The organism is Paraburkholderia ginsengisoli NBRC 100965, assembly GCF_000739735.1.
GTDB lineage: Bacteria > Pseudomonadota > Gammaproteobacteria > Burkholderiales > Burkholderiaceae > Paraburkholderia > Paraburkholderia ginsengisoli.
In genome coordinates, this window is the sequence record NZ_BBJF01000011.1 from 49796 (window position 1) to 62583 (window position 12788).

At 63.7% G+C, this 12788-nt stretch carries 15 protein-coding genes; 10 read left to right on the forward strand and 5 right to left on the reverse strand.

Annotated elements, in window-relative coordinates:
• Nucleotides 1-57: 57 nt before the first annotated feature.
• The 3 genes from ilvC to BGI01S_RS18825 all read right to left on the reverse strand — a co-directional run bounded on the left by ilvC (nucleotide 58) and on the right by BGI01S_RS18825 (nucleotide 3584).
• Nucleotides 58-1074, reverse strand: a complete 1017-nt coding sequence (ilvC, locus tag BGI01S_RS18815; protein WP_042327504.1) for a ketol-acid reductoisomerase — start codon at nucleotides 1072-1074, stop codon at nucleotides 58-60.
• A 142-nt stretch (nucleotides 1075-1216) separates the two neighbouring features.
• Entirely contained in the window at nucleotides 1217-1708 is a 492-nt protein-coding gene (ilvN, locus tag BGI01S_RS18820) for an acetolactate synthase small subunit (RefSeq protein ID WP_042327505.1), read from the reverse strand.
• A 112-nt stretch (nucleotides 1709-1820) separates the two neighbouring features.
• The gene (locus BGI01S_RS18825) at nucleotides 1821-3584 is read right to left on the reverse strand and encodes an acetolactate synthase 3 catalytic subunit (RefSeq protein WP_042327506.1); all 1764 of its coding nucleotides are present in this window, start codon (nucleotides 3582-3584) and stop codon (nucleotides 1821-1823) included.
• Nucleotides 3585-3946: 362 nt separating this feature from the next.
• On the opposite strand from BGI01S_RS18825, the gene BGI01S_RS18830 reads away from it, so the two are divergent.
• The 10 genes from BGI01S_RS18830 (at nucleotide 3947) to BGI01S_RS18875 (ending at nucleotide 11517) form a co-directional block, all read left to right on the forward strand.
• On the forward strand, nucleotides 3947-4510 hold the full coding sequence (locus tag BGI01S_RS18830) for an RNA polymerase sigma factor (RefSeq protein ID WP_042327507.1): 564 nt from the start codon (nucleotides 3947-3949) through the stop codon (nucleotides 4508-4510).
• Complete coding sequence (locus BGI01S_RS18835; RefSeq protein ID WP_042327508.1) at nucleotides 4507-4938, forward strand: DUF3619 family protein; 432 nt, start codon at nucleotides 4507-4509, stop codon at nucleotides 4936-4938. Before BGI01S_RS18830 ends, BGI01S_RS18835 begins: the two co-directional genes overlap by 4 nt.
• A gap of 16 nt (nucleotides 4939-4954) precedes the next feature.
• Entirely contained in the window at nucleotides 4955-5713 is a 759-nt protein-coding gene (locus BGI01S_RS18840; RefSeq protein ID WP_042327510.1) for a DUF3106 domain-containing protein, read from the forward strand.
• An 11-nt stretch (nucleotides 5714-5724) separates the two neighbouring features.
• Nucleotides 5725-6246 carry an RDD family protein gene (locus BGI01S_RS18845; RefSeq protein WP_042327511.1) on the forward strand — a complete coding sequence of 174 codons (522 nt, stop codon included), beginning with the start codon at nucleotides 5725-5727 and terminating at the stop codon, nucleotides 6244-6246.
• A gap of 152 nt (nucleotides 6247-6398) precedes the next feature.
• Nucleotides 6399-7340, forward strand: coding sequence for a UDP-2,3-diacylglucosamine diphosphatase (locus tag BGI01S_RS18850; RefSeq protein ID WP_042327512.1), 942 nt, complete (start codon nucleotides 6399-6401; stop codon nucleotides 7338-7340).
• A gap of 41 nt (nucleotides 7341-7381) precedes the next feature.
• Nucleotides 7382-8413, forward strand: coding sequence for a glycosyltransferase family 4 protein (locus BGI01S_RS18855; protein WP_042327513.1), 1032 nt, complete (start codon nucleotides 7382-7384; stop codon nucleotides 8411-8413).
• Between the two features lie 20 nt (nucleotides 8414-8433).
• The gene (locus BGI01S_RS18860; RefSeq protein ID WP_084585429.1) at nucleotides 8434-9090 is read left to right on the forward strand and encodes a diacylglycerol kinase; all 657 of its coding nucleotides are present in this window, start codon (nucleotides 8434-8436) and stop codon (nucleotides 9088-9090) included.
• Between the two features lie 247 nt (nucleotides 9091-9337).
• Complete coding sequence (locus BGI01S_RS18865) at nucleotides 9338-10063, forward strand: TetR/AcrR family transcriptional regulator (RefSeq protein ID WP_042327514.1); 726 nt, start codon at nucleotides 9338-9340, stop codon at nucleotides 10061-10063.
• A gap of 2 nt (nucleotides 10064-10065) precedes the next feature.
• Nucleotides 10066-10650 carry an LOG family protein gene (locus BGI01S_RS18870; protein ID WP_042327515.1) on the forward strand — a complete coding sequence of 195 codons (585 nt, stop codon included), beginning with the start codon at nucleotides 10066-10068 and terminating at the stop codon, nucleotides 10648-10650.
• A 120-nt stretch (nucleotides 10651-10770) separates the two neighbouring features.
• Complete coding sequence (locus tag BGI01S_RS18875) at nucleotides 10771-11517, forward strand: SDR family oxidoreductase (protein WP_042327516.1); 747 nt, start codon at nucleotides 10771-10773, stop codon at nucleotides 11515-11517.
• 181 nt (nucleotides 11518-11698) lie between these two features.
• Here BGI01S_RS18875 and BGI01S_RS18880 read toward each other — a convergent pair whose 3' ends face one another.
• Both BGI01S_RS18880 and BGI01S_RS18885 read right to left on the reverse strand, forming a co-directional pair.
• Entirely contained in the window at nucleotides 11699-12379 is a 681-nt protein-coding gene (locus BGI01S_RS18880) for a DUF924 family protein (RefSeq protein ID WP_042327517.1), read from the reverse strand.
• The gene (locus tag BGI01S_RS18885) at nucleotides 12372-12785 is read right to left on the reverse strand and encodes a group II truncated hemoglobin (protein ID WP_042327518.1); all 414 of its coding nucleotides are present in this window, start codon (nucleotides 12783-12785) and stop codon (nucleotides 12372-12374) included. The genes BGI01S_RS18880 and BGI01S_RS18885 overlap by 8 nt, the downstream gene beginning before the upstream one ends.
• Nucleotides 12786-12788: the final 3 nt, after the last annotated feature.

A 12788-nucleotide genomic window follows, 5' to 3' on the forward strand; every position in this document is an offset into this window, starting at 1 on the left:
CGGCTGTCGCGGCACTGCATCAGCGGCACCGCGCACCGGACTCAAGCAGTCAATCGCTTAGTTCTTCGACTGGTCGACCAGCTTGTTCTTCGCGATCCACGGCATCATCGCGCGCAGCTTCGAACCGACCTGTTCGATCTGGTGCTCGGCCGTCAGACGGCGGCGCGATTGCAGCGTCGGTGCGCCAGCCTTGTTTTCGATGATGAAGCTCTTCGCGTACTCACCCGTCTGAATGTCGGTCAGCACGGCCTTCATCGCCTTCTTCGTTTCAGCCGTCACGATACGCGGACCCGTCACGTACTCGCCGTATTCGGCGTTGTTCGAGATCGAGTAGTTCATGTTCGCGATGCCGCCTTCGTAGATCAGGTCGACGATCAGCTTCAGTTCGTGCAGGCATTCGAAGTAAGCCATTTCCGGCGCGTAGCCTGCTTCCACGAGCGTTTCGAAGCCGGCCTTGATCAGGTCGACCGTACCGCCGCACAGAACAGCCTGTTCGCCGAACAGGTCGGTTTCCGTTTCTTCGCGGAAGTTCGTTTCGATGATGCCGGCACGGCCGCCGCCGTTCGCCGCTGCGTACGACAGAGCGATGTCACGCGCTGCGCCCGACTTGTCTTGCGCAACTGCGATCAGGTGGGGCACGCCGCCGCCTTGCGAGTACGTGCCGCGAACCGTGTGGCCCGGCGCCTTCGGCGCGATCATGATCACGTCGAGGTCGGCACGCGGAATCACTTGACCGTAGTGAACGTTGAAGCCGTGCGCGAATGCCAGCGCTGCGCCTTGCTTGGCGTTGCCGTGCACTTCCTTCGCATAGACTTCGGCGATCTGCTCGTCCGGCAGCAGCATCATGACGACGTCCGCGCCCTTGACGGCTTCCGCCACTTCCTTGACTTGCAGGCCGGCGTTCTCAGCCTTGCTCCACGATGCGCCGCCCTTACGCAGACCGACCGTGATGTTCACGCCGCTTTCCTTCAGGTTCAGCGCGTGCGCATGGCCTTGCGAGCCATAGCCGATGATGGTGACTTGCTTGCCCTTGATGAGGGAGAGGTCGGCGTCCTTGTCGTAGAAAACTTTCATGTCGGTTCCTTGGCTAAATTCGATGATTCAGTGAAATTCAAATAGTGCGAATAGTGTGTTGCTGGCCGGGTTCGTGATGCGCTGTCCGGCCTTTGATCGAGACGTCGAGTCGCGACGCATCAGCGCCGCGAGGCGCCGCGCGTCAAACCTTCAGAATGCGCTCGCCGCGGCCGATGCCCGAACTGCCCGTGCGGACCGTTTCGAGAATCGCCGTCGAGTCGAGCCCTTCGATGAAAGCGTCGAGCTTGTCGGCCGCCCCCGTCAGTTCGATCGTGTAGGTCTTTTCAGTGACGTCGATGATGCGGCCGCGGAAAATATCCGACATCCGCTTCATTTCCTCACGTTCCTTGCCGACCGCCCTCACCTTGATCAACATCAGCTCGCGCTCGATGTGGGCGCCCTCGGTAAGGTCGACCACTTTCACCACCTCGATCAGGCGGTTCAGATGCTTCGTGATCTGTTCGATCACGTCGTCCGAGCCAATGGAGACGATGGTCATGCGCGACAGCGAACGGTCTTCGGTCGGAGCCACCGTCAAAGTTTCAATGTTGTAGCCGCGTGCCGAGAAGAGACCAACCACGCGTGATAACGCGCCGGGTTCGTTTTCCAGCAGGACGGAAATGATGTGTCTCATGATTCGCTTCTTCCAGATGTTTGTCGATTGTCTGCGAGCCGCCATGCGCCGCTTCGTCCGCGCTCGCCTTTCGTGAAGGCGTGCATGACGAAGCCAGCGTCAGAAACGGTCGTTATAGATCTTCCGAACCCATGAGCATCTCGGTGATGCCCTTGCCGGCCTGAACCATCGGCCAGACGTTTTCGGTCGGATCGGTCTGGAAATCGAGAAACACGGTGCGATCTTTCAGGCGCAGCGCTTCCTTCAACGCCGGCTCGACATCGGCCGTGCGTTCGATACGCATGCCGACATGGCCGTATGCTTCAGCGAGCTTCACGAAGTCAGGCAGCGCATCCATGTACGAATGCGAATAGCGCTTGCTGTATTCGATCTGCTGCCACTGGCGCACCATGCCCAGATAGCGGTTGTTCAGCGAAATGATCTTCACAGGCGTTTCGTACTGCTTGCAGGTCGACAACTCCTGGATGCACATCTGGATCGAGCCTTCGCCCGTGATGCAGAGCACGTCGTCGTCCGGGTGCGCCATCTTCACGCCCATCGCGGCCGGCAGGCCGAAGCCCATCGTGCCGAGACCACCGGAGTTGATCCAGCGGCGCGGCTTGTTGAAGCGATAGAACTGCGCGGCCCACATCTGGTGCTGGCCGACGTCGGAACACACGAACGCATTGCCGTCGGTCAGTTCCCACGCCTTTTCCACCACGTACTGCGGCTTGATGATGTCGCTCTTGCGGTCGAACTTCAGGCAGTCTTTCGCGCGCCAGGCTTCGATGTCCTTCCACCAGTCGGCAAGCGCCGCGGTGTCCGGGCCATGTTCGGCCGTCTGCAACTGCTCGATCAGTTCTTTCAGCACTTCCTTCACGTCGCCGACGATCGGAATGTCGACCTTGACGCGCTTGGAAATGGACGAAGGATCGATGTCGATATGGATGATCTTGCGCGGACGCGATGCGAAGTGCGCCGGGTCGCCGATCACGCGGTCGTCGAAGCGCGCGCCGATCGCGATCAGCACGTCGCAGTGCTGCATCGCCATGTTGGCTTCGTACGTGCCGTGCATGCCGAGCATGCCGAGGAATTTCTTGTCGCTCGCGCGGTAGCCGCCCAGACCCATCAACGTGTTGGTGATCGGGTAGCCGAGCAGATCGGCGAACTGGTTCAGCTCACGCGATGCATCCGCGAGAATGATGCCGCCGCCGGTGTAGATGTACGGGCGCTTCGCCGACAGCAACAGCGAGACCGCCTTGCGGATCTGGCCGGAGTGGCCCTTCGTGACCGGGTTGTACGAACGCAGCGAAACGCTTTTGATCGGCTCGTATTGACACGGCGCCTTCGACACGTCTTTCGGAATGTCGATCAGCACCGGGCCGGGACGGCCAGTACGGGCAATATAAAAGGCTTTTTTGACGGTGGCGGCGAGATCGCGCACGTCCTTCACGAGGAAGTTGTGCTTCACGCAAGGACGCGTGATACCGACCGTGTCGCACTCCTGGAATGCATCCTGGCCGATCGCGGCAGTCGGCACCTGGCCGCTGATCACGACCATCGGGATCGAATCCATGTACGCGGTGGCGATACCGGTCACCGCATTGGTGACACCGGGGCCGGAGGTCACGAGGCACACACCGACCTTGCCGGTGGAACGCGCATACGCGTCGGCGGCGTGGACCGCGGCCTGCTCGTGGCGCACGAGGACGTGCTGGAATTTGTCCTGCTTGTACAGCTCGTCGTAAATGTAGAGTACCGAGCCGCCGGGATAGCCCCAGATGAACTCGACGTCTTCGTCGGCCAGTGCCTTCATGAGCACGGTGGCGCCGATAGAGTCAGCTTCCTGATGGGGAGTCGTATCCGACGTGGAGAATTCCGCGCTGGGCATATTCATTTATTCACCTTTCGAATTTTCGGCAAAAAATTGATCGGGTGCTCTCTGCCGGGCTTGTGGCTCGGGTTCAAGCGGCGCGTCCAGTTGACAGGTGAGCTTCTTGGGCCACACCTCAATTGAGACAAGTCACTTATGTTGCGAACCAGCGACGATAGCGGCAGACGCGCGTTCGGTCAAGCAAATATTGCCTCGGCGTCCCGCCCCTCGATCTCGAATTGACCGGAATTAACCGAATCCTGTTATGTGGATGCAAGGTTGACCACGTTTCGCCCCGAGCGATGCAAAAGTTTGTTAGCATCCGCGAGCTTTACGACATTTTTCGACCGATTACGCGCACGCTCGCTGCGCCGACCCCCACACGGATGGCATCAGACAAGGAACTCGCCGACTTTCTGGCGGGCGTCGAAAGGCGCGCATTCAAGCAAACGGTCTACGCCGTGCGGGACGACGACGCCTCGCTGGACATCGTGCAGGACGCGATGATCAAGCTCGCCGAAAAATACGGCGATCGGCCGGCCGCCGAATTGCCGCTGCTGTTTCAGCGTATTCTGCAGAATGCGATGCACGACTATTTCCGTCGTGCCAAAGTACGCAATACGTGGGTTAGCCTGTTCTCGTCGTTCGGCAACGCCGACGACGATGAATTCGATCCGCTGGAAACCTTCGAGGCCCAGCAAGGCTCGGCCGGAGCCGAGAGCAACGAGCAAAAACTCGAGCGCGAACAGGTCTTGCAGTTGATCGACGACGAGATCCAAAAGTTACCGGCACGTCAACGGGAGGCGTTTCTCATGCGTTATTGGGAAGATATGGATGTCGCCGAGACTGCCGCCGCGATGGGCTGCTCCGAAGGCAGTGTGAAAACGCACTGCTCGCGGGCCACCCACACGCTGGCGCAAGCGCTCAAGGCCAAAGGAATCACGCTATGAGCTCCCTCGAAACTAAAGAACTCGAGTTCGCGCGCCAGGTGCGCCGCGCGCTCGACGAAAACGCCGCCAGCATCACCCCCGCCACCGTCGACCGACTCGCCGCGGCGCGCCGTGCCGCGCTCGCCCGCAAGAAGCCCGAGCCCGTCAGCGCGCCGGTGCTGGTGCCCGCTTTCGCCGGTGCCGGCATACCGGCCGGATTCCCGCACGTCGAAATCCCGCCACGCCGCCGTTCGCCGCTGCGCCGCTTCGCACTCGCGTGGCCGCTCGCCGCGCTGGTCGTGAGCCTTATCGGCATCGCGTACTGGGAAGACCAGCAGCGCACCGCCGAACTCGCCGATATCGATGCCGCCATGCTTAGCGACGACCTGCCGCTCAATGCCTATCTCGACCACGGTTTCAACGCGTACCTTTCACGCGCCCACCACTGAGCGGGAGATTTTTCGGGTGAGTTACAAGCGCGGCCTGGCCGTTGTTTTCGGATGCGCGATCGCGGCCCTGGTGTCGTTCGCCGCGACGTATCCGCGCTTTTACCCGAGCCCTTCGCCCGTCGGCGCACGCACGCCCGGCGGCACCGCCACGGCCAGAACGCCCGCCCCCACGCTCGCCGTCGAATTGCCCGGCCTGCCCGGCAGCAACAGCCCGCTGGCCTGGGCGCGCCTGAGCTCGGCCGAGCATCTCGCGCTCGCGCCGTTCGAAGCCCAGTGGGATTCGTTCAGCGACGAGCGCAAGCGCAAATGGATCAAGATCGCGTCGCGCTATCCCAAGATGTCGCCCGACGCGCAAAAGCGCCTGCATGAACGGATGAGCGAATGGGTGCGCATGACGCCGGATCAGCGGCGCGTCGCACGCGAAAACTATCAGGTGTCCAAGGAACTGCCGCGCGAGGCTCGTCAGAACGCGTGGAAGGCCTATCAGCAACTGCCCGAAGAACAGAAGCAGCGGCTTGCCGCCAGCGAGCGCAAGCGGCGCCCGAGCGTTGTCAGCGCGCCGCCGTCGGCGCACAACGAAATCAAGGGCCTCGACCGCATCGTCAATGCGCGTGAGCACGGCGCCAGCGGCGTCGCGGCGGCGAGCGCCGTGGCCGCCGCGACGTTGCCGGGCTCGGCCGCCGCGCCCGCGATTCCGGCCACGGGGAGCTTCGTGCCCGCCACGCCGGTGCCGGTGTCGCCGTCCGAGGCGCCGTCGATCTTTAACGGCTCGTAGCCACCCCCTCCGTGTCCCAGCCGCTCGCGACCTCGACACCGCCCGCCGATGCACCTTGCATCGCCCCCACCGTTCGACGGCGTCTCGCGGCGCTGCTCTATGAAGCGCTGATCCTGTTCGGCGTGGTGTTCATCGCCGGCTATCTGTTCAGCACGCTGACGCAGCAACGCAACGGATTGACGCATCACAACCTGCTGGCTGCGTGGATCGGTCTCGTGGTCGGGCTGTACTTCGTCTGGTTCTGGACCCACAGCGGCCAGACCCTGCCGATGAAAACCTGGCGCCTGCGCGTCGTCGCCGCCGATGGCTCGCCGCTTTCGACCGGTCGCGCGATCGGTCGCTACGTGCTCGCGTGGCTGTGGTTCCTGCCGCCGCTCGCGCTGCATCCGCTGCTGGGGCTTCGGCTGCCGCAGACGCTGGCGATCGCCGGCGTCTGGTTCCTGCTGTGGGCCGCGATCGGCCGCTTCGATCCGCAGCGTCAATTCCTGCACGATCGGCTCGCGGGTACGCGGGTGATCGGGGTCGTTCGCTGAACCGACCCGCACCCGCCGCACCCGCCGCACCCGCAACAGCTTCCCTCCGCACGGCAATCCCCCCGCCGCAGTAATAAGAACTTCTCATGACTGTCATGGCACAGTCACGCGCGCCCGGCTCAATACGGGCACCGCAACTCGACGCGTGAGCCATGGACCCCAAAACGTCCGCGACTTCCCTGTTCCGCCAGACCGGCCCGAGCGTCGACACCGTCGCGTTCCGGCCGGACCCGAGCCCGGCTCACCACGGCCTGCCGTTGCCGGCGTCACCGCCCCTCGACGCCCACGACCCCCATCCCGAAGACGAACACGCCGACCCGCACCGCTACCGCACCATCTGGCTGTCCGACATCCATCTGGGTTCGAGCGGCTGTCAGGCGCCGTATCTGCTCGACTTTCTGCGTCACAACGAGTCGGAGTATCTGTACCTGGTCGGCGACATCATCGACGGCTGGCAGTTGAAGAAAGGCTGGTACTGGCCGCAGGCTCACAACGACGTCGTGCAGAAAGTGCTGCGCAAAGCGCGCAAAGGCACCCAGGTGATCTACGTGCCCGGCAATCACGACGAAGCCGCGCGCCAGTTCTGCGACCTCGCGTTCGGCGACATCCACGTGCGCGGCGAAGCGTTTCACACGACGCTCGCCGGCAAGCGCCTGTGGATCGTGCACGGCGATCTGTTCGATGGCGTGATCCAGCACGCGAAGTGGCTCGCGTATCTCGGCGACACGCTCTACACGATGATCCTCGTCCTGAACCGCTGGTTCAACCGCATTCGCGGCAAGCTCGGCTTTCCGTACTGGTCCCTGTCGCAGTACCTGAAGCATCAGGTGAAGAACGCGGTGAACTTCATCTCGTCGTTCGAAACGGTGATGACCGACGAAGCGCGCCGCCGCGGCTGCGACGGTGTGGTCTGCGGACACATCCACAAAGCCGAGCTGCGCGACATCGACGGTGTGCTGTATTGCAACGACGGCGACTGGGTCGAGAGTCTGTCGGCGCTCGTCGAGACCTATGAAGGCGAACTCAAGGTGATCTACTGGACCACGCTGCGCGCGCCGCAAACCGGCGCGCAGAAGGCCCATGCGACCGCGTAGTCCCCGCAACTTCGATTGAACCCGAACCGAGGAACAAGCCGATGAAGATCATGATCGTCACCGACGCATGGGAACCGCAGGTCAATGGCGTCGTGCGCACGCTGAAGAACACCACGCGCGAGCTCACCGCGCTCGGCCATCGCGTCGATCTGTTGACGCCGCTCGAATTCAGGACGATCCCCTGCCCGACGTATCCGGAGATTCGTTTGTCGCTGCTGCCGCGCCGCAAGCTGCGCGAACGCATCGACACGTTCGCGCCCGACGCGTTGCACATCGCCACCGAAGGTCCGCTCGGCATGGCCGCGCGCGCGTACGCGCTGCGTCACAAACTGCCGTTCACGACCGCGTATCACACGCGCTTTCCTGAGTACGTGCAGGCGCGTTTCGGCATGCCGCTCGCTGCGACCTACAAATTCCTGCACTGGTTTCACAAGCCGTCGCTGGCGGTGATGGCGCCCACGCCGGTGGTCAGGCACGACCTCGAACAGTTCGGCTTCACGAACGTCGTGCTATGGACTCGCGGCGTCGACCTGGAAATCTTCCATCCGATGGACTCGAAAGTGCTCAATTCCGCGCGGCCGATCTTCCTGTACGTGGGACGCGTCGCAGTCGAGAAGAACGTCGAAGCGTTTTTGCAGCTCGATCTGCCGGGTTCGAAGTGGGTCGCCGGCGAAGGCCCCGCGCTCGCCGAACTGAAGTCGCGCTATCCGCAAGCGAATTATCTCGGCGTGCTCACGCAGGCCGAACTCGCGAAGGTGTACGCGGCGGCGGACGTGTTCGTGTTCCCGAGCCGCACCGATACGTTCGGGCTCGTGCTGCTCGAAGCGCTCGCATGCGGTACGCCGGTAGCCGCGTATCCGGTCACCGGTCCGATCGACGTGCTCGGCGACGGTGGCGCGGGCGCGATGCGCGACGATCTGCGCGAGGCCTGTCTCGACGCGTTGAAGATCGATCGCAATCACGCGCGCGCGTGGGCGGAGCGCTTCTCGTGGGCGGCGGCCTCCGCGCAGTTCGCCGCGCATCTGAAGCCGCTGCCGCGCGCGTCGTATAGCGAGGAAAGCGCAGCCGCGTGACGCGGCGCGCGCAGCCGTCCATGCGAACCAGTTCCTCCAACGTGACGCGCGCGTCGAACGGCGCGTTGCACGCCGTCGATGACGCCGAACGCAACGCCACTGCCATCGAGCCGTTCGACGACGTCAGCGAATCCGGCGCGCCCGATCATGCGCACGCCGTGCAGCATTCGAACGGCATCGACCACGCGCGCCTCGCGAATCACGCGTCCCACGCCAACGACACGCACGCCGAACCGCTCAGCCCCGACGATCCGCTCGCGCCGCTGCCGTTCAACCCGTACAAGGGCAATCGCGGCCTCACGCGCGCATGGCACGCGATGAAAAATTCGCTCGCCGGATTTCGCGTCGCGATTCGCGAGGAAAGCGCGTTTCGCCAGGAACTCACGCTCGCCGCGATCCTGATTCCGTGCGGGCTACTCGTGCCGGTCGAACCGGTGTCGCGCGTGCTGCTGCTCGGCTCGGTGCTGCTGGTGCTGATCGTCGAGTTGCTGAACTCGAGCGTCGAAGCCGCGATCGACCGCATCTCGCTCGAACGTCACGAACTGTCGCGCCGCGCGAAGGACCTCGGCAGCGCGGCCGTGATGGTCGCGCTCGGCATGTGCGTGATGACATGGGCGCTGCTCGTCGGACCGCTCGTCGCGCGATGGCTCGCGCATTGGCTGCGCGCATCGCCATGACGTCGCGCGCCAGTCGTCTCCGAAGATGAAAACCCTGAGTATCCGCTTGGTATAAGAACGGTCGGTTTATAATCATTTGACAGTCTCACGAGAGGACACCGGGCCGCCCGAGGTTTTCTCGCCCCCGCGGGGGCCTGTCGCCGAGCGGCAGGCTTGCAGGCGCTCATATACCAACCGCATCCGGGTGGACCACGCAGCAGCGGCACGCCGCCGCGCGACCAGCCCGGCACAACCAGGGCCGGACGACATGGAAGCCAAACCTCCCCGCCGCACGCGCGAACGGATTCTCGAGCTGTCGTTGAAGCTGTTCAACGAAATCGGCGAACCGAACGTCACGACGACGACCATCGCCGAGGAAATGGAGATCAGTCCCGGCAATCTGTACTACCACTTCCGCAACAAAGACGACATCATCAACAGCATCTTCAGCCAGTTCGAGCAGGAGATCGAAAAGCGTCTGCGTTTCCCCGACGACCATCGCGCGACCATCGACGAAATGTGGTCGTACTTGCAGTACATGGTCGATTTCACGTGGCGTTATCGCTTCCTGTATCGCGACCTGAACGACCTGCTCGCGCGCAACCGCACGCTCGAAACGCACTTCAAGCAGATCATCAGCCACAAGGTGCGCTTCGCGAGCCAGTTCTGCGAACAGCTTGTCGCCGACGGCGAAATGGTCGCGACGCCGCAAGAGCTGCATGTGATCGCCACCAACGTCGGCGTGATTGGCACGTACTGGCTGTCGTATCAATTCGTGATGAATCCGCGCAAGTACAACGAGCAGGAAGCGATTCGCGCGGAGCTGCATCAGGTGAGCGTGCAGATCGTGTCGCTGATGGCGCCCTATCTGCGCGGCCGCTCGCGGCAGATTTTCGACGACCTCGTGTCCGGCAAGCTGCCCAAACGCGAGTTTTACGACTACCTGCCGCCGAAGGAAGGCGCCGCGCCCCGCAACGAATCGAAGGACGTTTGAGCATGAAGTCGGTGTGTGTGTATTGCGGCTCCGCGAACGGAGCCAAACCGTTGTATGCGGAGGCGGCGCGCTCGTTCGGCCGCGCGCTGGTCGAGGCCGATCTCGCGTTGATCTACGGCGGCGGCAAGGTCGGGCTGATGGGCGTGATCGCCGATACGGTGATGGCCGAAGGCGGCCGCGCTATCGGCGTGATTCCCGAACTGCTGGTCAACAAGGAAGTCGGCCATAACGGGCTGACCGAGCTGCACGTGGTGCCCGACATGCATCATCGCAAGAAGATGATGGCCGACCTGTCCGACGCGTTCGTCGCGATGCCGGGCGGCGTCGGCACGCTCGAAGAGCTGTTCGAGGTCTATACGTGGGCGCAGCTCGGCTATCACGGCAAGCCGGTGGCGGTGCTGAACATCGACGGCTTTTACGACCCGTTGATCCACATGCTGCGGCATACAGTCGAAGAAGGCTTCATGCGCCACACGTATCTCGACATCCTGCAGATCGATGCCGACCCCATCGCGCTGATCGACAAGTTGCAACGCTATCAGCCGCCCGCCGGCGACAAGTGGGCGATCAAACGCGATTCGGTTTGATCTGACGCGTCCGGCCTCGACACGGACTCGGACGCGGGCCGGTCCTCACGGGCCGCGCTCGGGCGCCTGCCCTACCGGCCGCGCGCTCCGCGCGGCCTTCACTCCAACGATGAGGTTGCAATGACGAAAGCCGTTCTGATCACCGGTGGCAGCCGCGGCATTGGCCGCGCGAGCGCGCGTCTGCTGGGCGCGCGGGGCTGGTGCGTCGGTGTGAATTACGCGCAGAACCGCGCCGCCGCCGAAGAGACCGTCGCCGAAGTCGAGCGCGCCGGCGGCCGCGCGGTGGCGATCGAAGGCGACGTCGCGAATGAAGCCGATGTGATCGCGATGTTCGACGCGCTTCAGCGGCAGTTCGGCCGGCTCGATGCGCTCGTCAACAACGCGGGAATCGTGGCGCCGTCGAGCCAGCTCGCCGATATGGACCTCGCGCGTCTGAAGCGCATGTTCGACGTCAACGTGCTCGGCGCGTATCTGTGCGCGCGTGAAGCCGCGCGGCGCATGTCGACCGATCGCGGCGGCGCGGGCGGGGTGATCGTCAACATCTCGTCGGCGGCGGCGCGGCTCGGCTCACCGAACGAATACGTCGATTACGCCGGCTCGAAAGGCGCGATCGACACGATGACGCTCGGCCTCGCCAAGGAACTCGGCCCGCGAGGCGTGCGTGTGAACGCGGTGCGCCCCGGCCTTATCGACACCGAAATTCACGCGAGCGGCGGCAAGCCGGAGCGCGCCGCGCAACTCGGCGCGACCACGCCGCTCGGCCGTCCGGGCAGCGCGGACGAAGTGGCCGAATCCATCGTGTGGCTGTTGAGCGATGCGGCGTCGTATGTGACGGGTGCGTTGCTCGATGTTGCCGGGGGACGTTGAGTCACCTCACGCGCGAGGTGCGAGGAAGGTCATGCGGTTCTGAAGGCGCGGCTCACGGCTGCGCCTTTTTTCTTTGTCGCTGTACCGCTGGGAGCTGAGAAGGAATGCGAGCAGGTGCCGCCGGCTCGCCGATTATTGCCGTTCGAAACAGCACGGCCGGCTCAACAGCCGGTCCGCGAGCCTAGAACGACGAACCCGGTTCGCGCAAAAATGCGCTTTCCTCGGCAGTCGACACGCGCCCGAGCACCGCATTGCGATGCGGAAAGCGCCCGAAGCGCTCGACGATTTCCGCGTGCCGCACGGCGAACCGGTAATACGACTTGCCACCCGGCTCCGCTTCCAGCTGTTTGAACAAACGCAGCGATTCGCGCTGGCTGGCGAGCGTCTCATCGTGTTCGAACGGCAGATAGGCGAATGCACGATGATGCGCGCTCGGCAACAGGCGATCTGCCGCGCTGGCGATCATCCGTTGCGCGATGCGCAGTGCTTTCTGATCGGCGGCAAACGCGCGCGGCGTGCTGCGGTGGCAATTGCGCGAGAACTGATCGAGCACGATGATGAGCGCCAACGCGCCGAGCGGTGTGGTCGCCCAGTGGTCGAGCGAGGTGTCGCCTGGCGAGGCGACTGCGGCATCATTCGCGGCATCATTCGCGTCATTCGCCGCATCGATCAACGCCCCAAAGCGCTCGCGCAACATCGCATCGAACGCTGCATCGCCCGAAAACCAGCTCTTGCGCTGCTCGCCGAAGCCCGGCGCATCCGGCGCACCGAACCAGCAATCGAGCACTTCGCGCGCCTGCGGCGCGAGCTCCGCGTAGTCGGCGATCGTCGAGTAAGGCGTCGCGCCCGACCCGTCAGCCATTGCGGTTGCGCATCCAGTCCGCGGTCTCGAAGAACGAGCCGAGCAGGCGTTCGCGCAGCGGCTCGGCAAGGCCGATGTCCTGCATCGCCCACGCCATGCATCTGAGCCACTGATCCCGCTCGCTCGACGCGATCGCAAACGGCAAGTGCCTCGCGCGCAACCGCGGATGGCCGAACCGGCTGATGTAGTGATCGGGGCCGCCCAGCCAGCCGCACAGAAACCAGAAGAACTTGTCGCGCGAACCGTCCAGCGATTCGGGATGCAAGGCCCGAATGCCGGCGAAATCCGCTTCCAGATCCATCAGGTCGTAAAACCGGTCCACCAGTTCACGCACACGCGCTTCGCCGCCGACCAGATCGAAGGCCGTCGGCTGCGCCGCGGACACTTCGTCGTTCAAATCGCTCATAAC

What these genes read in the sequence shown, in the direction of transcription:
- ilvC (WP_042327504.1), bottom strand. Translation starts at nt 1,074, where the DNA reads ATGAAAGTTTTCTACGACAAGGACGCCGACCTCTCCCTCATCAAGGGC.
- ilvN (WP_042327505.1), bottom strand. Translation starts at nt 1,708, where the DNA reads ATGAGACACATCATTTCCGTCCTGCTGGAAAACGAACCCGGCGCGTTA.
- BGI01S_RS18825 (WP_042327506.1), bottom strand. Translation starts at nt 3,584, where the DNA reads ATGAATATGCCCAGCGCGGAATTCTCCACGTCGGATACGACTCCCCAT.
- BGI01S_RS18830 (WP_042327507.1), top strand. Translation starts at nt 3,947, where the DNA reads ATGGCATCAGACAAGGAACTCGCCGACTTTCTGGCGGGCGTCGAAAGG.
- BGI01S_RS18835 (WP_042327508.1), top strand. Translation starts at nt 4,507, where the DNA reads ATGAGCTCCCTCGAAACTAAAGAACTCGAGTTCGCGCGCCAGGTGCGC.
- BGI01S_RS18850 (WP_042327512.1), top strand. Translation starts at nt 6,399, where the DNA reads ATGGACCCCAAAACGTCCGCGACTTCCCTGTTCCGCCAGACCGGCCCG.
- BGI01S_RS18855 (WP_042327513.1), top strand. Translation starts at nt 7,382, where the DNA reads ATGAAGATCATGATCGTCACCGACGCATGGGAACCGCAGGTCAATGGC.
- BGI01S_RS18860 (WP_084585429.1), top strand. Translation starts at nt 8,434, where the DNA reads ATGCGAACCAGTTCCTCCAACGTGACGCGCGCGTCGAACGGCGCGTTG.
- BGI01S_RS18865 (WP_042327514.1), top strand. Translation starts at nt 9,338, where the DNA reads ATGGAAGCCAAACCTCCCCGCCGCACGCGCGAACGGATTCTCGAGCTG.
- BGI01S_RS18870 (WP_042327515.1), top strand. Translation starts at nt 10,066, where the DNA reads ATGAAGTCGGTGTGTGTGTATTGCGGCTCCGCGAACGGAGCCAAACCG.
- BGI01S_RS18875 (WP_042327516.1), top strand. Translation starts at nt 10,771, where the DNA reads ATGACGAAAGCCGTTCTGATCACCGGTGGCAGCCGCGGCATTGGCCGC.
- BGI01S_RS18880 (WP_042327517.1), bottom strand. Translation starts at nt 12,379, where the DNA reads ATGGCTGACGGGTCGGGCGCGACGCCTTACTCGACGATCGCCGACTAC.
- BGI01S_RS18885 (WP_042327518.1), bottom strand. Translation starts at nt 12,785, where the DNA reads ATGAGCGATTTGAACGACGAAGTGTCCGCGGCGCAGCCGACGGCCTTC.